Source organism: Sphingomonas changbaiensis NBRC 104936 (assembly GCF_000974765.1).
Taxonomy (GTDB): domain Bacteria; phylum Pseudomonadota; class Alphaproteobacteria; order Sphingomonadales; family Sphingomonadaceae; genus Sphingomonas_B; species Sphingomonas_B changbaiensis.
Window position 1 is genome coordinate 94654 of record NZ_BBWU01000025.1, and the last position, 19380, is coordinate 114033.

The 19380-nt window shown below is 66.8% G+C and carries 19 protein-coding genes and 1 pseudogene; 10 read left to right on the top strand and 10 right to left on the bottom strand.

From position 1 onward, the window contains the following. Positions 1 to 417 precede the first annotated feature (417 nt). On the bottom strand, positions 418 to 3069 hold the full coding sequence (locus SCH01S_RS06340; protein ID WP_369385527.1) for a TonB-dependent receptor: 2652 nt from the start codon (positions 3067 to 3069) through the stop codon (positions 418 to 420). Positions 3070 to 3271: 202 nt separating this feature from the next. On the opposite strand from SCH01S_RS06340, the gene SCH01S_RS06345 reads away from it, so the two are divergent. Then, positions 3272 to 3676: an endonuclease domain-containing protein gene (locus SCH01S_RS06345; protein ID WP_046347937.1), complete on the top strand. Its 405-nt coding sequence runs from the start codon at positions 3272 to 3274 to the stop codon at positions 3674 to 3676. 65 nt (positions 3677 to 3741) lie between these two features. On the opposite strand, the gene SCH01S_RS06350 is transcribed toward SCH01S_RS06345, so the two are convergent. Further along, positions 3742 to 5376: a tetratricopeptide repeat-containing sulfotransferase family protein gene (locus tag SCH01S_RS06350; protein WP_245612174.1), complete on the bottom strand. Its 1635-nt coding sequence runs from the start codon at positions 5374 to 5376 to the stop codon at positions 3742 to 3744. A 344-nt stretch (positions 5377 to 5720) separates the two neighbouring features. Here SCH01S_RS06350 and SCH01S_RS06355 point away from each other — a divergent pair, with 344 nt between their 5' ends. After that, on the top strand, positions 5721 to 5909 hold the full coding sequence (locus SCH01S_RS06355; protein WP_174436026.1) for a hypothetical protein: 189 nt from the start codon (positions 5721 to 5723) through the stop codon (positions 5907 to 5909). Positions 5910 to 5973: 64 nt separating this feature from the next. On the opposite strand, the gene SCH01S_RS06360 is transcribed toward SCH01S_RS06355, so the two are convergent. Continuing rightward, complete coding sequence (locus tag SCH01S_RS06360) at positions 5974 to 7749, bottom strand: DUF885 domain-containing protein (protein WP_245612175.1); 1776 nt, start codon at positions 7747 to 7749, stop codon at positions 5974 to 5976. Positions 7750 to 7981: 232 nt separating this feature from the next. On the opposite strand from SCH01S_RS06360, the gene SCH01S_RS06365 reads away from it, so the two are divergent. Then, entirely contained in the window at positions 7982 to 8854 is an 873-nt protein-coding gene (locus SCH01S_RS06365) for an EamA family transporter (protein ID WP_046347939.1), read from the top strand. Positions 8855 to 8950: 96 nt separating this feature from the next. Here SCH01S_RS06365 and rplS read toward each other — a convergent pair whose 3' ends face one another. The 4 genes and pseudogenes from rplS to SCH01S_RS16045 form a co-directional block, all read right to left on the bottom strand. Beyond that, positions 8951 to 9352, bottom strand: coding sequence for a 50S ribosomal protein L19 (gene rplS, locus SCH01S_RS06370; protein WP_046347940.1), 402 nt, complete (start codon positions 9350 to 9352; stop codon positions 8951 to 8953). Next, positions 9349 to 10094: pseudogene (trmD, locus tag SCH01S_RS06375) on the bottom strand (tRNA (guanosine(37)-N1)-methyltransferase TrmD). The gene rplS and the pseudogene trmD overlap by 4 nt, the downstream one beginning before the upstream one ends. Next, entirely contained in the window at positions 10091 to 10480 is a 390-nt protein-coding gene (locus tag SCH01S_RS06380; protein ID WP_217995418.1) for a type II toxin-antitoxin system VapC family toxin, read from the bottom strand. Before SCH01S_RS06380 ends, trmD begins: the two are co-directional and overlap by 4 nt. A 2-nt stretch (positions 10481 to 10482) precedes the next feature. After that, entirely contained in the window at positions 10483 to 10749 is a 267-nt protein-coding gene (locus SCH01S_RS16045; protein ID WP_084689422.1) for an AbrB/MazE/SpoVT family DNA-binding domain-containing protein, read from the bottom strand. Positions 10750 to 10845: 96 nt separating this feature from the next. Between SCH01S_RS16045 and SCH01S_RS06385 the strand changes: the two genes are divergently transcribed. Continuing rightward, the gene (locus SCH01S_RS06385) at positions 10846 to 11754 is read left to right on the top strand and encodes an NAD(P)/FAD-dependent oxidoreductase (RefSeq protein ID WP_046347942.1); all 909 of its coding nucleotides are present in this window, start codon (positions 10846 to 10848) and stop codon (positions 11752 to 11754) included. Positions 11755 to 11759: 5 nt separating this feature from the next. Here the strand turns inward: SCH01S_RS06385 and SCH01S_RS06390 are convergent, their stop codons facing one another. After that, positions 11760 to 12491, bottom strand: coding sequence for a S8 family peptidase (locus tag SCH01S_RS06390; RefSeq protein ID WP_084689423.1), 732 nt, complete (start codon positions 12489 to 12491; stop codon positions 11760 to 11762). Between the two features lie 138 nt (positions 12492 to 12629). Between SCH01S_RS06390 and eda the strand changes: the two genes are divergently transcribed. Beyond that, positions 12630 to 13241, top strand: a complete 612-nt coding sequence (gene eda / locus SCH01S_RS06395) for a bifunctional 4-hydroxy-2-oxoglutarate aldolase/2-dehydro-3-deoxy-phosphogluconate aldolase (RefSeq protein WP_046347944.1) — start codon at positions 12630 to 12632, stop codon at positions 13239 to 13241. Positions 13242 to 13256: 15 nt separating this feature from the next. On the opposite strand, the gene SCH01S_RS06400 is transcribed toward eda, so the two are convergent. Beyond that, positions 13257 to 13994: a prepilin peptidase gene (locus tag SCH01S_RS06400; protein WP_046347945.1), complete on the bottom strand. Its 738-nt coding sequence runs from the start codon at positions 13992 to 13994 to the stop codon at positions 13257 to 13259. A gap of 134 nt (positions 13995 to 14128) precedes the next feature. Between SCH01S_RS06400 and SCH01S_RS06405 the strand changes: the two genes are divergently transcribed. The 4 genes from SCH01S_RS06405 to SCH01S_RS06420 all read left to right on the top strand — a co-directional run bounded on the left by SCH01S_RS06405 (position 14129) and on the right by SCH01S_RS06420 (position 17644). Further along, positions 14129 to 15007, top strand: coding sequence for a PEP-CTERM sorting domain-containing protein (locus SCH01S_RS06405; RefSeq protein WP_046347946.1), 879 nt, complete (start codon positions 14129 to 14131; stop codon positions 15005 to 15007). Positions 15008 to 15149: 142 nt separating this feature from the next. After that, the gene (locus tag SCH01S_RS06410) at positions 15150 to 16337 is read left to right on the top strand and encodes a thiolase family protein (RefSeq protein WP_046347947.1); all 1188 of its coding nucleotides are present in this window, start codon (positions 15150 to 15152) and stop codon (positions 16335 to 16337) included. 109 nt (positions 16338 to 16446) lie between these two features. Then, positions 16447 to 16959 carry a CinA family protein gene (locus SCH01S_RS06415; protein WP_046347948.1) on the top strand — a complete coding sequence of 171 codons (513 nt, stop codon included), beginning with the start codon at positions 16447 to 16449 and terminating at the stop codon, positions 16957 to 16959. A 154-nt stretch (positions 16960 to 17113) separates the two neighbouring features. Continuing rightward, positions 17114 to 17644, top strand: coding sequence for a PAS domain-containing protein (locus SCH01S_RS06420; protein WP_052733813.1), 531 nt, complete (start codon positions 17114 to 17116; stop codon positions 17642 to 17644). Between the two features lie 114 nt (positions 17645 to 17758). Here the strand turns inward: SCH01S_RS06420 and SCH01S_RS06425 are convergent, their stop codons facing one another. After that, on the bottom strand, positions 17759 to 18235 hold the full coding sequence (locus SCH01S_RS06425; RefSeq protein WP_046347949.1) for an SH3 domain-containing protein: 477 nt from the start codon (positions 18233 to 18235) through the stop codon (positions 17759 to 17761). A 76-nt stretch (positions 18236 to 18311) separates the two neighbouring features. Here SCH01S_RS06425 and SCH01S_RS06430 point away from each other — a divergent pair, with 76 nt between their 5' ends. Continuing rightward, positions 18312 to 19301, top strand: coding sequence for a 2-hydroxyacid dehydrogenase (locus SCH01S_RS06430; RefSeq protein WP_046347950.1), 990 nt, complete (start codon positions 18312 to 18314; stop codon positions 19299 to 19301). The last annotated feature ends 79 nt before the right edge of the window (positions 19302 to 19380 follow it).

Sequence of the window (19380 nt, forward strand, 5' to 3'; positions counted from 1 at the left end):
CCCTCTCCCCTTGCGGGAGAGGCGACTCGGCGCAGCCGAGCGGGGAGAGGGGGGCGAGCCGCAGGCTCGCGCGGCGCAAAGCGCCGCACCCCTCTCTAAGCTTTGCTAGGCAGCAAGCTGCCAAGCAAAGCTATTCTCTCCCGCAAGGGGAGAGAAGCTCAGGTCCCCTTTGAGCCGATTGCCGACAAAGCCTTTCTCCATAAGGAGAGGAGGGGCTCGCGAGTCGCGGCGAGTGAAGTGAGGCCAGAGCGAGGCGCAGCGAGCGTGAGAGTCGCAGACCCTCACCATCCCACCGCTTCGCGGCGGCCCCCTCCCTCTCCCGCAAGCGGGAGAGGGGCTTGGGTCCGGAGCAGCGCCCCTCGACTTCGCTCGGGACGAGCGGGGTCCGCCGATTCAAGCCAGGACTCAGCTTTCGACCTAGAACCGATACCCTGCCCTGATCCCGATCGTGCGCGGCGTCTGCACGACCGCGTAGGACCGGCTGAAGCCTTGGAACCCGTCCGCAGACGGATAGCAGCTGCCGCACTGGACGAAGCGCGTGATCTGCGCGCGCTCGTCGAACGCGTTCTGGACGAACAGCTCCGTCGTGAAATGCTGCCATTTCGCGCCGATCGCGAAATCGGCGGTCGTCCACGCCGGCAGGCGGCCGAGCTGCAGCGCCGGGTTGAAGATGAACCCGTTCGGGCCGTCGACGCTCTGGCGGATATCGGATGCGGCCGAGCTCGAGTGCGTGACCGTCGCCTGGAAATAGGGTTTGACGTCGGTTCCCGCCTGGAATTCGTAGCGACCGGTCGCGCTGAACTTGAACCGCGGCGTGATCGGCAGCCGCGTTCCCTTGGGCGAGGACACGCGATTGGCCTCGCCGCCCGGTCCGGGCGTGGTGCAGGTAAAGGTCGGATCGTCGAACAGGCAGAGATTCCGCCTGATCTTGCCATCGGTATAGGCGCCGCTGCCCGACAGGGTCAGGCCGGCGACCGGGTTCCAGGCGAAATCGGTCTCGATGCCCTTGATCCGGGCATTCGGGCCGTTGTGGATTTCGGTGAAGCTGTTCTGGCCCAGGAAGCTGAACTGGAAATGCTTCCAATCCTGCCAAAAGAAGGCGCCGTTCCAGCGGAACACATTGTTCCAGGTCGTCTTGAAGCCGACTTCATAGTTGACGAGGAAATCGGGCGCATAGGGCGGCAACGTGCCGCGGCGGTTGATACCGCCGGGACGGAAGCCCTTCGACCAGGTCGCATAGAACAATTTGTCCTCGGCCGGCTTCCAGGTGACGTTCGCGCGGTAGAGAAAACCGGTGTCCTTGGTGCGTTTCGGCACCAGCGTTCCGTTCTTGAAATCGGCGAGGTTGGTGCACGGGCTGCCTCGGGTGATCGGCGGCAACAGCGTGACGGGGTCGCTGCTGTTGTTGATCACCTCGCGGAGCGTGCGGCCGTCGGTCGTGTAACAGCCGGCGACGCCGGTGCGCGAGCTGGCCGCAGCGTTGAACGGCGTGGCGGTGAACGGCCGTCCGTCGTCCGGATCGGCAGCCGGATTGCGCCCGAAGCCGAAGAAGCCGCCCAGCGTGTTGTCGAATTTGTAGCCGCGGAGGCCGCCGGTCAGCGTCACGGTCGGGAGAATGTCCCAGCTCGCCTCGCCGAAAATCGCATAGTCGCGGTCGACGCGCTTCTGCTGCGTCAGCCACAGCGTGCCGGGCAGGCCGTTGACCGACACCTGGGCGCCCAGATTGTCGATCTTGTAATCCTGGTGGATCATGTTCGACTGGCGCTGATAGAACAGACCGCCGACGATGCGGAACGGGTTTTCGGCCGGGGACGAGACGCGCAGTTCCTGGCTGATGCGCTTGAAATGGTCGCTGCCGTCGATGTGCTGCAGCGGCAGGATCGTGTTGCCGGCGTTGTCCTGGTAGTAGAACACCTCGCTCAGGCCGTGCAGGAAATTGCCGTCGCCCAGGTCGTAATTCGCGTAGAGCTGGTCATAGGCTTCGGCATAGTCGGTGTAATCCGACGAGCTGTTGCGCTTCCGGTCGAGATAGGCGCCGGCATAGGTCAGGTCCCAATTGCCGATCTTGCCCTGGACGGTCAGCGCCGCCTGGATCCACTTGTCCTTGTTGAACTCCGGGAAGAAGCGCTGGACCTTCAGGTCGCCCAGGCTCTGGTCATAGCCGAACGAGCCATTCGCCTTCTGGTCCTGACCGAAGATGGACAAGGTCGTCGTCCAGTCGTCGGACAGGTCGATGCCGAGCGCGATGCGACCGCCATAGGTGTCGACGTCGTTATAGTCCTTTTTGACCAGGTTCGAATTGCTGATCGACAGGCCGTTCGGGTTGATCGACCCGTCAGGGTTGGAGCCCTTGATGAAGGTGCGGGTGCCGGGGATGTTGTCGATATAGCCGGCGTCGTGCTGGTAGAAGCCGACCGCGCGGACCGCGACCGTCTCGCTCAAGGGCACATTGACGAAGCCCTCGATCTTGCCGCCCTGCCCGCCTTTGTGGACGGTGTTGCCCTCCACGTCGAAGCCGCCTTCGAAACCGGCGGTCGTCGGCTTGTTGGTGATGATGCGGACCGTGCCCGCTTCCGACGATGCGCCGTAGAGCGTGCCCTGCGGGCCCGACAGCGCCTCGATGCGGGCGATGTCGTAGATGTGGACGTCGAGCGTGCCGCCGATCGTCGTGATCGGCTGTTCGTCGAGGTAAAAGCCGACCGAGGGCAGCGAGCCCGAATGGTTGCCGTCGCCGCCGCTCGCGACGCCGCGGATATAGACGGTCGCGGTGCCGGGGATCGACGTCTGGAACGCGACGCTGGGCAGCAGGCGCGTATAGTCGTTGAAGTTCGAGATGTTCATCTGCTCGAGCTTCTGCGTGCCGAGCGCCTGCACGCTGATCGGCACGTTCTGAAGGCTTTCCTCGCGCTTTTGCGCGGTGACGATGATGTCGCCGATCGCTTCGTTGCCGCCGGTCGCCGCCTGTGGTGTCGCCTGTGGTGTCGCCTGGTCCTGGCCAAGCGCGGGCGCGGCCAGCATCGAACTGCCGAGCAACGCCGCCATCACCGGAGTGAAAGTCTTCCGACGCACGAACTGTCCTCCCCCAATATCCCGGAACGGAGCTTCACCGGTTTCAGGGCATGGTAAAAGAGCCAGCGTAGGCGCCCGCGCGCTTTCCTGAACGGCTGTTGCGCTTATGCAACGGTTGGAGAGGCTCCCCTCCCTGCAAGGGAGGGGCTGGGGGTGGGTTCGGCCGAAGGCCGAGCTAAATGCCACAGCTTAAGGAGATCGCATGAAGCGCGTCGACCCCGCAAAGACGTCGTTTGCCCGCCGGCTGCGTCAAGAAGCGACGCCGGAAGAGCGGATGATCTGGCGCCGCTTGTCCCGCTTTCGACCGGGCTTCACGCGGCAGCTTACAATCAGCGACCTGTATGTCGCCGATCTGGCTTGTCGGCAGGCACGGCTCGTGGTCGAGCTTGATGGGAGCCAGCACGCCGATTCTGCATATGACGAAGCGCGGACCGCGCACCTTGGGGCGCTCGGATGGCACGTGATCCGGTTCTGGAACAATGAGGTGCGGGAGAATGCCGATGGTGTGGCCGCAGCTATCGTCGCCGCTGCCGAGAGACGACTGGGGTTTGCGCCGGAGGTGATCGCGACGCGCGCCGGTCGCGTTCGGAAGCCGCGGCTGCGTTGACCTTCACTCCTTTCCAGCGGCGGTGATTTGCTCGGCCTTCGGCCGATACCCACCCCAAACCCTCCCTAGAAGGGAGGGGAATTTGGATAGACATCCAGCACATCGCCCAGAGCCGTCCTCAGCGGAGCGAGCCAGGGGTCGAAGGGTTTCCAGGGCTCCAAGCCCTCGCGGTTGATCGGGCGGCGGACCTGTTCGGAGCTGGCGGTGCGGACGGCGCGCTCGGTTTCCCAGAAGCGGAGGCAGGACTCTTCGAACGGCAGGCCCAGGGCGTCGAGCAGGGCGCGGATTTCGCGCTCCGTGTCGTCGACCAGCCGTTCGTAGATGACGCGGTGGACGGCGCCGGGCTGCACACGGTCGAAATGCGCCATCAGCCGGACATAGGCGGCATAATAGCGGCCGACATCCTCCAGCCCGTAGGTGAAGCTCTGGCCGCGGGCGAAATGCTGCTTGAAGTTGGAAAAGCAGCTGGCGAGCGGGTGGCGGCGCGCGTCGACGATCGTCGCGTTCGGCAGGATCAGCCGGATCAGGCCGACATGCATCCAGTTGTTCGGCAGCTTGTCGATGAACAGGGGCCGGCCTGTCTTGCGCTGGATGCGGGTGCGATCGAGATACTCCTCGCCCAGCGCGCGCACCTCGGCGGCGGTAAGCTTGTCTATCGGCGTGTCGCCCGAGCCGATCCGCGCGGCGAGCGCGGGAATGTCGGGCAGCTCCATCGTGCCTTCGACCTGGGAATGGCTGGCGAGGATCTGCTCGATCAGGGTCGAGCCCGCGCGCGGCATGCCGAGGATGAAGATCGGATCCGGCGCAGGGCAGCCCCAGCCGGCGCGGGCGGCGAAGAATTCCGGCGTGAAGATCGCCTCTGCGCGCGCGACCTGCGCGTCGGTATCGGCGGGATCGTAAGGAAGCTGGCGGCGGCGGATCGCGTTGCCCTGCGCGTAGTGGCGGAACGACGGCTCCGCCTCGCCGCGGTCCTCCAGCGCCTTGCCGAGCGCGAAATGAAGGTGGAGGCGGTCGTCATCGGAAAGGCCGGCGCCGTCGAGCGCCGCGCGCATCGCGGCGACGTCGTCGTCGGAGAATTTGACCGTCTTCAGATTGGCGAGGCTCCACCAGACCTCGCCGAGGCCGGGACGGATCGCGATCGCGCGGCGATAGGCGGCGATCGAGTCGGGCTGGCGGCCGACCGTCTTCAGCACATGGCCGTAGCTCATCCAGATTTTCGGCTGATCGGGCGCCTTTTCGAGGACACTTTCATAGAGCTCGATGGCTTCGTCGAACTCGCCGATCCGCCCGAGCGCCGCGGCCTTCAAATTCTCGTGGGTCGGGTTGGCGGGATCGTCGGCGAGCAGCGTGTCGAGCTCAGCCAGCGCTTCGGCCGAGCGGTTCTGGCGGTGCAGCACGGTCGCCAGATTGGAGCGTGCCGGGCGGAAGCCGGGCGCCAGCTCCAGCGCCCGCCTGAGCAGCGCCTCCGCGTCGCGATACCGGGCGAGACGGCCGGCCAGCTCCGCCATCATCCGGATCGCGGCGACATCGAACGGATCGTCGCGAAGATGCGGGCGCAGCAGCCGCTCGGCGGTGCGCAGATCGTTCGCGACGAGCGCCGCACCCGCCTCGATCAGCACCGGGTTCGCGATCGAGGCGTCGATCGCGGCAAGCTCCAGCCGCTCGGCGTCCTCGGCACGGCCCGCGGCCCGAGACGCCATGGCGGCGCGCCGCAGGATATGTGGATCGGGGCCAGATGGCGGAAAAAGCATGGGTCAGCGGGATGTGCCGGGTTCAGCTAAGATCCGCAATGGGTGGTTAGCGGCCAGCCCCTCTCCCCGACCGGGAGAGGGCGACTCGCGCGCCAGCGCGAGCGGGGTGAGGAGGCCAGAGCGAAGCGCAGCGACCGTGAGAGCCCAGACCCTCACCCTCCCACCGCTTTGCGGTGGGCCCCTCCCTCTCCCGCAAGCGGGAGAGGGGCTTGGTCCGCCATGGGTCCATTCCCGCCGTTGCTCGGCCAGGGGCGAGCTGCGAAGCTGTGCGTTGGGAGCTGATGGGGGGTGCAATGAGGACAATCATCGCGATCGTGGGTGTTGCCGCTGTTTTGATGGGGTTGCTGTGGATCGGGCAGGGCACCGGGCTCGTCCATTGGCCGGCGTCCAGCTTCATGCTCGATCAGCGCCCCTGGGCCACCCGCGGCGGGATCCTGGCCATCGTCGGCGTGGTGCTGATCCTGGTCTCGCGCCGACGCTGATCAACGACGCGCTGAACCGGTGCCCGGCGGAACGGGGTGTCCGTTCCGCCGGGGAGGCAGAGGCTTACGCTTTGCGCGCGGTGATCCAATCGTCCACGCGACGCTCGAGAATCGGCAGCGGCAGCGAGCCCGAGCCGATCAGCAGATCGTGAAAGGCGCGGATATCGAACCTGGGCCCAAGCTGCTGCTCGGCCCTGTGGCGCAGCTCCATGATCTTGAGCATGCCGATCTTGTAGCCGGTCGCCTGGCCCGGCAGCGTGATGTAGCGGCGAACCTCCGACCGCGCTTGGTCCGGCGAGGCGCGACCGGTCTTGACCATATAGTCGACCGCCTGATCCTCGGTCCAACCCTTGGCGTGGATGCCGGTATCGACCACCAGCCGCGCGGCGCGGAACAGCTCTGCTTCCAGCCGCATGAAATCGCTGGCGAGATCGGGATAGGCGCCCATCTCCTTGCACAAAGCTTCGGAGTAGAGGCCCCAGCCTTCGCTGAACGCCACGTAGCGGGCCACCTGGCGGAATTTCGGCCCGCCGTGCTGCCCGACCTGGATATCGCCCTGCGTGACGTGTCCGGGCACGCCTTCGTGGCACATCAGGTCGACCATCGCATCCGGCGCGGGATCGTCGGTGGTGCCGAGCAGATGGACATAGACGCGGCCGGGCCGGACGCCGTCAGGGCTAGGCCCCGCGGCATGGGCGGCGCCGCCGGCGACCTCGCTGAACGACGGTTCGCGCACGACTTCCATCGCGTGGACCGGCAGCTTCCCGAAATATTTGGGCAGCAGCGTGCGGTTATGAGCGATCACCGCATTGGCCTTGCGCAGATATTCAGCGCGGTTTTCGTCGGTCCACGGCACCGGCGGATGGCGCTGCTGGCGATCGGCATAATAGGCGAACCGATCCTTGAAGCCGGCCTGCCGGGCGAGCGCGTCCTGCTCGCCCTCGATCCGCTTGACCTCGGAAAGCCCGATCTGGTGGATCTGGTCGGCGGTGAGATCGGTGGTCGTGTTGAGCTTCAGCGCGGCGGCATACCATTCCGCGCCGCCCGGAATGGAGACCATGCCCACGCGGCCGCTCGGCGCCGTCGGCAGGTCGCTCTTTGCCCAGGCGATCACGCGTTCGTAGGCCGGCTTGATCGAGAGCAGCGCGGTGCGCGTTTCGGCCAGCAGCGCATCCGCCTCGTCAGCCGAGACCTTTCCGCCGGACTTGAGCTTCCCGACCTTGGCCTGGGCGTCCGCCCAGAGCGGCGATGCAGCCCGGTTGTCGAACGGCGCACCGGTGATGATGGCCTGGCTGCCGGCAATCACGCGCTCGATCTCGAACTTGGGGGCATGCACGCCCGCCTTGTCGGACGCGCGGCTTTGCAGGATCGCCACGTCCAGAACCGCCGGCATGGCGCGTAGCCGGGAGGCATAGGCGTGCATGTCGGCTGCGTTTTGAACCGTGTGCGTGTTGATCATGAAGTCCGGCAGCCGCGAATGGACCGAATAGAGGAACGAGTAGAAGGGCGGCGCAAAGCGGCGATAGCGGTAGCTGAGCTCCGCGCGATCAAGTTCGAGCGCCCAGATGTCGTAGTTGATCTGCGCATCGGGCGACAGTTTGGCGCGGTCAAATTGGGCCTTCATGCGCGCGACGCTGCCACGACGCCATTCCAGCTGGCGGAGTTCGGCGGCATCGCTGATGTCGTCGAGCTTGTCTTCGCCTTCCTTTATGCCCAGTCGCGTCGCGAGCTGCGGCTCCTGCCGCAATTGCTCGGCAAATTCCTGATCGAGGAACGCATAGAGCCGCGCGTCCTCAGTTGCAGGTGCGGCCTGCGTGGTCTGCGCGACGGCAGGGGCCAACAGCGGCGCCGGAAACGAAAGAGCAACTACGGCGCACAGCCAGGTCGATTTGCGCAATGTTTATCCTCCCCATTTTTGCGAGTGCCTTGGCGGCAGCTCCCGAATGACGGAGCCCCTATTCCATCATGTTCTTCTGTTCGCCAGCAAATTTGCCCCTGGGGCCGTTCTCTCTGCCAGCACCCGCGGGCAAATCGCTGGACAGGATTGAGGAAGTCGGGTCCAGTCGCCCGCAATGCCTCTCGCCTCGTTCGCGCTCGTCATCCTGGCGGCGATCTGTCATGCGACGTGGAACCTGCTCGCCAAGCGGGCGGCGGATGCGGGGGCCGCATTCATCTTCGCGTATAACCTCGTCGCCTGCATCGCCTATGCGCCGTGGGCGATCTGGCTGATCGCGAAAGGGGCGTTGCCGATCGGCGCGCCCGTCTTCGGCTGCCTGCTGGCGAGCGGGCTGATCCACCTGGCCTACAGCCTGGCGCTGCAGCGCGGCTATCAGCTTGCCGACCTGTCGGTGGTCTATCCGGTCGCGCGCGGGACCGGACCGATGCTGTCGGCGATCGGCGCCTTCCTGCTGCTGGGCGAGCACGTCACCTATTTCCGGGCGGCCGGGCTGATCGCGGTGGTGATCGGGATCGCGCTGATCGCCACCGACGGGCGGCTGGCCGCCTTTCATCGGCCGGCGGCGCGCGACGGTGTACGCTGGGGCGGCGCGACCGGCGGGCTGATCGCCGGCTACACGCTGGTCGACGCGTATGGCGTCAAAGCCCTGCTGATCCCGCCGGTGGTGCTCGACTGGTGCTCGAACACGCTCCGCTTCTTCCTGCTGCTGCCCGCGGTGCTGCGCAATCGCGCCGCCGCCGTCGCGGCGATGCGCGGCCATTGGCCGCTGGCGATCGCGGTCGGGCTCCTCTCTCCGTTCGGCTATATCCTGGTGCTGGGCGCGTTGAGCCTGGGCGCGCCGGTCAGCATCGTCGCGCCCGCGCGGGAGATGTCGATGATGATCGGCGCGCTGTTCGGCATGCTGATCCTGCACGAGCGCGTCGGCGCGCCGCGGCTGGCGGGATGCGCGGTGCTGCTGGGCGGCGTGCTGCTGCTGGGGGGCAGTTGAGCTTCGGCGCCTTTCGGAATTCGCTCAGCCGAACGAATGGCATGAAAAAGGCCGGCAGCTTGCGCCGCCGGCCCTCCTTTTCGCTACTCGCCCGAATTATTCGGCCGCGGCAGTCTCGGCCGCCGTCTTCTCGGGACGGGTGTCGCGGCGCTCGGCGATGCGGGCCGACTTGCCGGTGCGGCCGCGCAGATAATAGAGCTTGGCGCGGCGGACGACGCCCTTGCGGACCACGTCGATCGATTCGATGTTTGGCGAATAAAGCGGGAAGACGCGCTCGACGCCCTCGCCGAAGCTGATCTTGCGGACGGTGAAGCTGGAGCCCATGCCCTTGTTGGCGCGAGCGATGCAGACGCCTTCATAGGCCTGGACGCGGGTGCGATCACCTTCGACCACCTTCACGCCGACGCGCAGCGTGTCGCCGGGGCGGAATTCGGGAATCTTCTTCGCTTCGTTGAACTTGGCGATCTGCTCGGCCTCGAGCTGCTGGATCAGGTTCATTGGTCTTCGTCCCTTAATCGTCGCCGCGCGCCAGAGGGCGATCGACCCGAGCGCTCCTGTAGCGCTCCCAAAGGTCCGGCCGCCTTAGCCGTGTTTCTGTCTCCGCCTGGTGCTTCCGCCAGGCGGCGATCTTCGCATGATCCCCCGATCGCAGCACTTCGGGGATCGTGCGCCCTTCCCAGTCGACTGGTCGGGTATAATGCGGATATTCGAGCAGCCCGCTTTCAAAGCTCTCCTCGATCCCGCTGGAAGCCGCGCCCATTACGCCGGGGAGCAGTCGAATGCAAGCGTCGAGCAGCACCAGCGCGCCCACTTCGCCGCCGGACAGGACATAGTCGCCGATCGAGATGGGCTCGACGTCGCGCCCCTCGAAAATACGCTCGTCGAACCCTTCGAAGCGGCCGCAGAGGATGGTGACGCCGGGCCCCGCCGCCAGCGCCCGCACCCGGGCCTGGGTGAGCGGGCTGCCGCGCGGGCTCATCGCGAGCACCGGCGCGTCGGGCTGCCGCGCGCGGGCATGGTCGACGGCATGGGCCAGCACGTCGGGCCGCAACACCATTCCGGCGCCGCCGCCGGCCGGGGTATCGTCCACCGTCCGGTGCTTGTCGGCGGCGAAATCCCGGATGTGCACCGTGTCCAGCGACCACACGCCTTCCGCCAGCGCCCGCCCGGCAAGGCTGACGCCGAGGGGACCGGGGAACATCTCCGGGTACAGGGTGAGGACGGTGGCGGCGAAGGTCACTTGGTCCAGTTCTCGACGCGGAGACCGGGGATGCCGGCGAAGTCCCATTCGTTGTTCGTGACCAGCGTGGCGCCGAGCGAAAGCGCATGCGCCGCAATGAGCCGGTCGAAACTATTCCGGCGAACGGCAACCTTCCCGCCCAATCGCCCATAGGCCTCAGCGGCAGTATCGTCGAAGGGGTAGGTTGTAAGCACGCTGACGAATACGTCTAACCGGCGTTCATCTTCCGGATCGGCTTCGGGCCGTTGCGCGCCAAAGCGAAGCTCGGCCAACGTAACAGAGGAGATTGCCATGTCACGCGCTTCCTGCGCACGCACTCTAGCCCGCAACTTGTCGCTTCTGGCCAGCGTGAAATCTAGACAGGCGTTTGTATCCAGAAGGTACATGATCAGGCCGCGCGATCTCGACCAGACCTGCTCCAATCCCGATTTTCCTGCTCAATGTCGCCTCGGCCGCCGGCCATGAACCCCGGCGAAAATGCGCCATACAGACTATCCAGAACCTTGGCAGCGTCGCTCTCCCGCCAGACGGAAAAACTGCCGTCTCTGTGAGGTGCGAACTTCACGTCTTCGCCGACGCGAAAACCCAGAGCTTTTGGCAGCCGGATCGCAAGCGAGTTTCCTGATTTAAAAACTCTCGTTGTAAACTCGACCATGGCCGATCCTCGTATATCTAGTTGGGATATACATCTCTCGCCTGGATGTTCAAGGAACTTCCGCCGTTCTCAGGTCTTCGCGCTCGGATGCCTGACATGCTCGATTGCCTGATCGTCGGCGGGGGGCCGGCGGGCCTCACCGCGGCCATTTACCTGGCGCGCTTCCACCTTTCGATCCGCGTCGTCGATGCGGGGAACAGTCGGGCCGCCTTGATCCCGTGCACGCGCAACCATGCCGGGTTTCCGGACGGGATCAGCGGCGAGGAGCTGATCGCGCGGATGACGGCGCAGGCGCAGAAATATGGGGCGGCGATCGATACAGGCCGGGTCACGCGGCTCGCGGCGATCGGCGGCGGGTTCGAGGCGGAATGGGGGTGCGGGCCGGTCAACGCCCGCACGGTTCTGCTGGCGACCGGAGTCACCAACCGGCGGCCGCCGATGGACGAGGCGCTGCACGACGAGGCGCTGGCGCGCGGGCTGATCCGCTATTGCCCGATCTGCGACGGCTATGAAGTGACCGACAAGAAGGTCGGCGTGATCGGCGACGACAGCCACGGCGTTGCCGAAGCCATGTTCCTGCGCGGCTTCACGGCCGACCTGACGCTGGTCGCGCCGGACACAAGGCAGCGCAAGCTGGATGCGCAGGACTGGCACCGGCTGGAGGAATTCGGGATCGGCGCGGCCGATGGGCCGGTCACCGATGTCCGGCTGGAGCGGGACGCGATCGTGCTGGTGACCGCGGCCGGCGAACACCAGTTCGACAGCGTCTATCCGGCGCTGGGATCGGACGTGCATTCGGGGCTGGCGAAGATGCTGGGCGTCGCGTTGGCGCCGGACGGCTGCATCAAGGTCGACGCGCATCAGCGCGCATCGGTGCCGGGCGTCTATGCGGCCGGCGACGTGGTGAAGGGTCTGGACCAGATCAGCCACGCGATGGGCGAAGGCGGCGTCGCGGCGACGACGATCCGCAACGACCTTGCGAGCCAGAGCCCGCTGCTCAGGTGAACACCCTAGTGCGTGCCCGCGAGCGCCGCCATCTCGTGCGTCTTCGCCAGCACGCGGCGGGCGGTTTCGATCGGCGCGGCGAAGGAGGTGCCGGTGCCGAACACCCTCTGTCCGGTCGCCGAGATCGTCGGCACGTCGACGCCGCGGCGCCAGACATAGAGATAATCGTCGGCATCCGGCCGATTGCTGCCGGTCCACGGATTGCCGGCTTCGTCGGTTGCGCCGACCAGCACCGCGCGGGGAAAGCCGGCGCGTGCCATCGCGGTGTTGTCCGGATGGTTGCGGCCGTCATTGCCGGCGGCCATCACGACGATGATGCCCTTGTCGGACGCACGGCGCACCGCGTCGGTGATCGCCGGATCGTCGGCGAGCGCGAGCGACAGGTTGATCGCATCCACGCCAAGGCTGACCGCCTTGTCGATCGCCGCCACGATCGGGCGCGAGGAGGGCTGGCACGGCGGCGAGCGGTCCGACGGGCAGCCGGCGGCATCGTCGATCCGGATCGAGACGATATCGACCGCGCCCTGCGCCTCGCGGTTGAGGATGGTCGCAACCATCGTGCCGTGATCGTAGCGCGGGTGATAAAGGGGACGCTTCCCCGCCATGTCGTATTCGCCCACCAGCACGTTCGCGAGCTGAGGCGTGCGCGAGATGCCGCTGTCGACGATCGCGACGAGAGGACGGGCAGAGACGGGAACCGAGGCCAGCAGGCCGAACAGGAACAGCAACAAACGCAAGGCTTATCGGCCCCCCGACCGAAACGAACGGAAACGAATCCCCCGCGGATTCGCGAAACCTAATATGAGTCAGTCTTCTACTTGGCGGAAGTGAAAATCCCGCTAATCGCAAGGGCACACGCCGCAGGAGCAGGGCGAATGGACGACATCGAAACGATCATGCGGACCGCGCCGGTGATCCCGGTGCTGGTGCTCGACGACCCCGACCAGGCGGTCGCGATCGGCACCGCGCTCGTCAAAGGCGGCCTCAATGTGCTGGAAGTGACGCTCCGCACGCGCCGCGCGCTCGAAGTGATGACGGCGATGACCGGGATCGAGGGCGCGATCGTCGGCGCGGGCACGGTCCTTGACGAAGCGCAGCTCGATCTTGCGCTGGATGCCGGCGCGCGGTTCATCGTCAGCCCCGGCCTGACGAAGCGGCTGGCCCAGGCGGCGAGCGCGCGCCGCGCCTGCTTCCTGCCCGGCATCGCGAACGCGTCGGACATCATGCGCGGGCTGGAACTGGGACTGAACCGGTTCAAATTCTTTCCCGCCGAAGCGAGCGGCGGGTTGAAGGCGCTGAAGGCGCTAGCCGGGCCGTTCGGGGATGTGCGCTTCTGCCCGACCGGCGGGATCACGCTTCAGTCCGCACCCGAATGGCTGGCCGAGGAGGCGGTGCTGTGCGTCGGCGGGAGCTGGCTGGTGAAGCCGGGCATGAGCATGGCCGACGTCGAGGCGGGTGCGCGGGCGGCAGCGGGACTGAGGCGCTGAATTCGTGACCCGTGTTTACGGCATTCCGTTCTGGAACAGCCACACCGGCCACGCTGCCACCGCCATCAGCGCTCCCAACGGCACGCGGGTCGTTGCGCTGACGTCCTCGCCCCGCGTTTTTGCGATCAGCACCGCGCCGATGCCGACCAGGCCGGCGAGCAGCAGCACATAGGGGAGCGCCGCCCAGCCGAGCCAGGCGCCGATCGCGCCGAGCAGCTTCGGGTCCCCTCCCCCCAGGCCTTCCCGGTTGCGGATCGCCTTGTAGAGCGCGCCGACCAGCCACAGGCCGGCGAAGCCGAGCACCAGTCCGATCAATCGGTCGTTCGGGACCGGCGGCAGGCCGGCCGCGCCGAGCGCGATGCCGATCAGCGCGAGCAGCCAGGTCAGCCGGTCGGGAAGCCAGAAATGCTCGACGTCGAGCGCGCCCAGCAGCAGCAGCATCCAGCCGAACAGCGCGCCGGCGACACCGACCGCCCCGGGCGCGATCGCGAACGAGATCGCGCCGATCAGCGCGGCGGCGACTTCGACCATCAGATGCCGGCGGTCGATCGCGCCGGCGCAGGTCGCGCAGCGGCCGCGGCGGATCAGGAAGGACGCGATCGGGATCAGGTCGAGCGGGCCGAGAATGCGGCCGCACCGGTCGCAGGCCGATCGGCCGCGCGTCACTTGCCGCCCTGCCGGCCAGCGGATCACGGCAGTGGCGAGAAAGCTCCCCGCGATCGCACCCAGGAAGAAACCGGCGAGCCCCCACATCGCCCTCTCCTGCCGCCGCCAAGCGGCGGTGTCGAGCCCGCAACGCGACGCTCGACGCGCAACCGAAAAGGAGTCACAATCCAGCCGTAGCGTTGCGAGCGAGGGGAATTGTTTCCGCCAGAGGAGATCGTGTCATGAGGCGAGACTTCCTTTACGCGTTGACGTCCATTGCTGCGGGCCTGTTGTTTTCCGCAAATGCGCAAGCCGACAGCTTTTTCTTCAGCACCGGAAATCCCGATGACCGGATCGCGACGGCGACGCGGCAAGCCAGCGCCGGCAAGATCGAGACCGAGAGCGCGGACGATTTCATCCTGTCGCGAAAGACGCAGCTGACCGGCGGCACCTTCACCGGCCTGCTGCCGGACGGCTTTTCGTTGAGCGGAATCAACGATGTGACTGTCGAGATCTATCGGGTGTTCCCGCTCGATTCGACCAATCCGCCTTCCCGCCATGTGCCGACTCGGAACAACTCGCCGTCCGACAACGCGCTCGCATCGCGCGACTCGGCAGCGGGCGAGTTGAGCTTCACGCCGGCCCTGCTTGCTGCCGACGCGACCGCGGCCAACTCGGTCATCAACGGTATCCACGCCGCGCCCAACCAGTTCACGGGCGGCGAAGGGGCGGTTCGCGGAGAGGAGGTCCAGTTCTCGTTCACCTTCGCGACGCCGCTGATCCTGGAGGCCGGCCATTATTTCTTCGTGCCGCAGGTAGGCATCGACGGCAGCGGAAATTTCCTGTGGCTGTCCGCGCCCAAGCCGATCGTGGCGCCCGGAACCCCGTTCACGCCGGACCTGCAGAGCTGGATCCGCAACGAGGACCTGGCACCGGACTGGCTGCGGATCGGGACGGATATTACCGGCCAGGGCCCGTTCAACGCCGCGTTCAGCCTCGTCGGAGCCACCGTCCCCGAACCCGCGGCATGGGCGCTGATGATCCTTGGCTTTGCAGGGGTCGGCTGGCGCGCGAGAAGCCGGGCAGTGCAAGAAATGGGGACAGTCCCGATTTTTAAATAGGGACTGTCCCTGTTTTCCTGCGAGGCCTGCCGCACCCCACATTTCGTCCTAGTGCCGTTCGTGTCGAGCGAAGTCGAGACACGCTTCTCGACTTCGCTCGAAGCGAACGGATATGGGGAGCATCCATTTGAGTGAGAGAATCATGACCGCCGACCCGATCGTTATCCTGTCCTATGCCCGCACGCCGATGGGATCGTTCCAGGGGAGCCTCTCTGGGGCATCCGCGACCGATCTTGGGGCGACCGCAGTCAAGGCAGCGGTGGAGCGCGCGGGCGTCGAGGGCGACGATGTCGAGCGCATTTACATGGGCTGCGTGCTGCCGGCTGGCCTGGGCCAGGCGCCGGCGCGGCAGGCGGCGCTGAAGGCCGGGCTTCCCCGCTCGGTCGAGGCGACGACGGTCAACAAGATGTGCGGGTCCGGCATGCAGGCGGCGATCATGGGCGCGGAGGCGCTTGCGGCCGGCTCGGTCGACATGCTGGTCGTGGGCGGCATGGAGAGCATGACCAATGCGCCCTATCTGCTCGCCAAGCACCGCGCCGGGGCGCGCATCGGGCATGACCGGATCATGGATTCGATGTTCCTCGACGGGCTCGAGGACGCCTATGAGCCCGGCCGCGCGATGGGCAGCTTTGCCGAGGAAAGCGCGGGCGAATATCAGTTCACCCGCGCCGCGCAGGACGATTACGCGGTCGCATCGCTGACCCGCGCCCAGGCGGCGCAGGCGAGCGGCGGCTTCGACCGGGAGATCGTGCCGGTTGAAGTGAAAAGCCGCAAGGGCGTCGAGGTCATCGACAAGGACGAGCAGCCACTGAAGGGCGATGCGTCCAAAATCCCGTCGCTGAAGCCCGCCTTTGCCAAGGACGGCACGATCACCGCCGCCAACGCCTCGTCGATTTCCGACGGCGCGGCGGCGCTGCTGCTGACGCGCGCGAGCGTCGCCGCCGAACGCGGGCTGAAGCCGGTGGCGCGGCTGGTCGCGACCGCCGCCCATGCGCACGAGCCGGCGAAGTTCACGACCGCGCCCGTCGATGCCGTCCGCAAGGTGCTCGCCAAAGCCGGCTGGTCGGCGGACGAGGTGGACCTGTTCGAGGTCAACGAAGCCTTTGCGTGCGTGGCGATGATCGCGATGCGCGATCTGGGCATCGATCACGAGCGCGTGAACGTGAACGGCGGCGCGACCGCGCTCGGCCATCCGATCGGCGCTTCGGGCGCGCGGATCATGGCGACGCTGATCGCGGCGCTGCAGAATCGCGGGCTGAAGCGCGGCGTCGCTTCGCTCTGCATCGGCGGCGGCGAAGCGACGGCGGTTGCGGTCGAGCTGATCGACTGAAAGGAATGCAGCCTTCGTTTTCATCCGTTCGATTCGAGCGAAGTCGAGAAACCGTCAGCTCGGAGCAGGCGCTTCTCGACTGCGCTCGAAGCGAACGGAGTAGGAATTGATGGCCGGCGCGGAGACGCTGAGCGGCGCGCTGCCGCCCGAGGTGGAAGAGCTGGCGATTCGGCTGCTGACGCGCGCCTGCGACCGGGAGCTGACACTCGCCACGGCGGAGAGCTGCACCGGCGGCCTGATCGCCTCGCTGCTGACCGACGTGGAGGGAATGGGCCACGCATTCGAGCGCGGCTTCGTCGTCTATACCGACGAGGCCAAGGCCGGCATGCTGGGCATCCCGCGCCCGCTGATCGACACGCACGGCGCGGTCAGCAAGGAAGTGGCGCTCGCGATGGCCGAAGGCGCGCTGGCGCACAGCCGGGCGGACGTGGTCGCGTCGGTCACCGGCTTTGCCGGGCCGGCGGGTCCCGACGACGAACCCGGCCTGGTCCATTTCGGCTGCGCCCGCCGCGGCCGCCCGGCGTTCCACCGCGAGGAGCATTTTGGAAACGTGGGACGCGGCAAGGTGCGCGAAGAGGCGACGCGCGTCGCGCTGGAGATGATGCTGGAGGCGATCGGCTGACTGCCGCCGGTGTCCGCAAGTGGGTGGAGTGCCGACATTCCCGTTTGACTAGAAAATGTGGCGCGGGCAGGCTGATAGAAGCAGCACCGAGTATTGGATCATGACCACTGCGAGCGCGCAACGCCACTTTCGGACATCGAACGGGAAGCGCCGGATGGCCCAGCTGATTTACCGGGAGGTCTATTCCGGGGCACCGACGCCGTTCCTCCTGATGACGCCCGAGTTCGAGATCATCGATGCAAATGACGCGTACCTCGCGGCGACCATGCGGCAGCGCGATAGTCTGGCCGGACGCGACATGTTCCAGGCCTTTCCGGACAATCCTGCTGTTCCCGGCGCAGACGGCGTCGCCAACCTTAGGCAATCGCTGACCGAGGCGCGCGCCTCCGGTTCTCGGCAAATCATGAACGTCCAACGCTACGATGTGATCGATCCCGAGGGGCAGTGGACAAAGCGCTACTGGCGCCCGGTGAATTGGCCCGTGCGTGACAAAGCGGGCACCGTTCTGGCGCTGGTGCACCACGTGATCGACGTGACTTCGGAGGCGCTTGTCAGAGAGAGTTTCGGGACCGAAATGCTGTTCCGGCGGGCAGACGCCGCGTGCGAGAAATCGCAGCTCCTTCGCGAAGAAACGCGTCGAGGGCTGGAGCGACTGCGACTGCGGCGGCGGCCGTCCGCAAGGTGACCACAAACCAAGGGTCGCCAGGCCCGACGACCGCAGCGGTGACGCGCCAATCGCAACGACTCTGATGTCTGCTATCGGCCGTTTGCTGCCGTCCGCCTTCCGGGAGAAGCCAGCTTAACCCTCCACTTTCTCGCCCGTCGCGACCCCCCACAGATGCGTGGCTTCGATCCAGCCGCGGCGGCCGTTGACATCGAAATCGCACCAGCCGTCGCGGCATTTGCGGAGGCGGCCGACGACGCCCGGTTCCGCGCGCCAGACGATCGCCGCGTCTGCGTCGGGCCTGGCGCGCATCGGCGTGACGCCGTCCTTCACCATGCCGGTGCGGTCGTCGGACAGCATGTTGGATTGCATCCAGCCTTGCGCGCCGTCCGGGTCCTGGATCTTGCGCCAGGACGGGAAGGTCGCGATCACCTTCACCGGCAGGCCGCGGCGCTGATAGAGCCAGACCGCCGGGAAATTGCGGCCCGGGCCGGTGCGGATGCGCGCCTTGCTTGGCACGATCGACGCCCAATAGGGCGGCGTCTTGTCCTGGGCGGCGGCCTGGTTGGTCACGATCAGCGCCAGAAGGGCGGCGGCAATGGGCTTCAGCATCGTTCCGTGTTGCCCCAGCCGGACTCGCGCATCAAGCGCGCTTGACGGCGCTCCCGGCGCCTGACTAGCTCGACACATGCCGCAGATCGCGCGTCCCAGGGTGGTCGTCACCCGCCAGCTGCCGCCCGCCATCGAGGCGCGGATGCGGGAGCTGTTCAACGTGCGGCTGAACGAGACGGACCGGCCGATGCGCCGCGACCAGCTTGCCGCAGCGCTTGCGGACGCCGACGTGCTGGTGCCGACGCTGACCGACGCGATCGATGCGACGCTGATCGCCGATGCCGGCGCGGGGCTGAAGCTGATCGCCAATTTCGGCAACGGCGTCGACCATATCGACCTGGCCGCGGCGCGGGCGCGCGGCATCATCGTCACCAACACGCCGGGCGTGCTGACCCAGGATGCAGCGGACATGGCGATGGCGCTGATCCTGGCCGTGCCCCGACGCCTCTCCGAAGGCGAGCGGCTGGTCCGCGCCGGCGATTGGAGCGGCTGGGGACCGACCGCGATGCTGGGCCGCCGCGTGAACGGCAAGGCGCTCGGCATCCTCGGCATGGGGCGGATCGGCCAGGCAATCGCGATGCGCGCGCGCGGATTCGGGATGCGAATCCATTACCACAACCGCAAGCGGCTGCCGGACGTGGTCGAGCGCGCGGTCGACGCGACCTGGCACGCCGCGCTGGACGACATGCTGACCGAGATCGACCTGCTGTCGATCAACTGCCCGCACAATGCCTCGACGCATCATCTGATCGACGCCGGGCGGCTGGAGCTGCTGGGACGCGGCGGATATCTGATCAACATTTCGCGCGGGCAGATCGTTGACGAGCCGGCGCTGATCGATGCGCTGGAGAACGGTACGATCGCCGGTGCGGGCCTTGACGTGTTCGAGCACGAACCCGCGATCGACCCGCGGCTCCTGGCCCGCGACAATGTCGTGCTCCTGCCGCACATGGCCTCCGCGACGATCGAGGCACGGCAGGCGACCGGCGAGAAAGTGATCGCCAATATCCGCATGTGGGCGGACGGGCATCGGCCGCCCGACCAGGTGCTGGAGGGGTGGGCTTGACCTTAAAGCTCCTCCCCGGAACGGGGAGGGGGACCGCGGCCGGCAGGCCGTGGTGGAGGGGCCGGTTTGGCGTAGGGCT

Coding starts and splice junctions, on each gene's coding strand:
- SCH01S_RS06345 (WP_046347937.1), top strand. CDS start 3,272: ATGAAGCGCGTCGACCCCGCAAAGACGTCGTTTGCCCGCCGGCTGCGT.
- SCH01S_RS06350 (WP_245612174.1), bottom strand. CDS start 5,376: ATGGCGTCTCGGGCCGCGGGCCGTGCCGAGGACGCCGAGCGGCTGGAG.
- SCH01S_RS06355 (WP_174436026.1), top strand. CDS start 5,721: ATGAGGACAATCATCGCGATCGTGGGTGTTGCCGCTGTTTTGATGGGG.
- SCH01S_RS06365 (WP_046347939.1), top strand. CDS start 7,982: ATGCCTCTCGCCTCGTTCGCGCTCGTCATCCTGGCGGCGATCTGTCAT.
- rplS (WP_046347940.1), bottom strand. CDS start 9,352: ATGAACCTGATCCAGCAGCTCGAGGCCGAGCAGATCGCCAAGTTCAAC.
- SCH01S_RS06380 (WP_217995418.1), bottom strand. CDS start 10,480: ATGTACCTTCTGGATACAAACGCCTGTCTAGATTTCACGCTGGCCAGA.
- SCH01S_RS16045 (WP_084689422.1), bottom strand. CDS start 10,749: ATGGTCGAGTTTACAACGAGAGTTTTTAAATCAGGAAACTCGCTTGCG.
- SCH01S_RS06385 (WP_046347942.1), top strand. CDS start 10,846: ATGCTCGATTGCCTGATCGTCGGCGGGGGGCCGGCGGGCCTCACCGCG.
- eda (WP_046347944.1), top strand. CDS start 12,630: ATGGACGACATCGAAACGATCATGCGGACCGCGCCGGTGATCCCGGTG.
- SCH01S_RS06400 (WP_046347945.1), bottom strand. CDS start 13,994: ATGTGGGGGCTCGCCGGTTTCTTCCTGGGTGCGATCGCGGGGAGCTTT.
- SCH01S_RS06405 (WP_046347946.1), top strand. CDS start 14,129: ATGAGGCGAGACTTCCTTTACGCGTTGACGTCCATTGCTGCGGGCCTG.
- SCH01S_RS06410 (WP_046347947.1), top strand. CDS start 15,150: ATGACCGCCGACCCGATCGTTATCCTGTCCTATGCCCGCACGCCGATG.
- SCH01S_RS06415 (WP_046347948.1), top strand. CDS start 16,447: ATGGCCGGCGCGGAGACGCTGAGCGGCGCGCTGCCGCCCGAGGTGGAA.
- SCH01S_RS06420 (WP_052733813.1), top strand. CDS start 17,114: ATGGCCCAGCTGATTTACCGGGAGGTCTATTCCGGGGCACCGACGCCG.
- SCH01S_RS06425 (WP_046347949.1), bottom strand. CDS start 18,235: ATGCTGAAGCCCATTGCCGCCGCCCTTCTGGCGCTGATCGTGACCAAC.
- SCH01S_RS06430 (WP_046347950.1), top strand. CDS start 18,312: ATGCCGCAGATCGCGCGTCCCAGGGTGGTCGTCACCCGCCAGCTGCCG.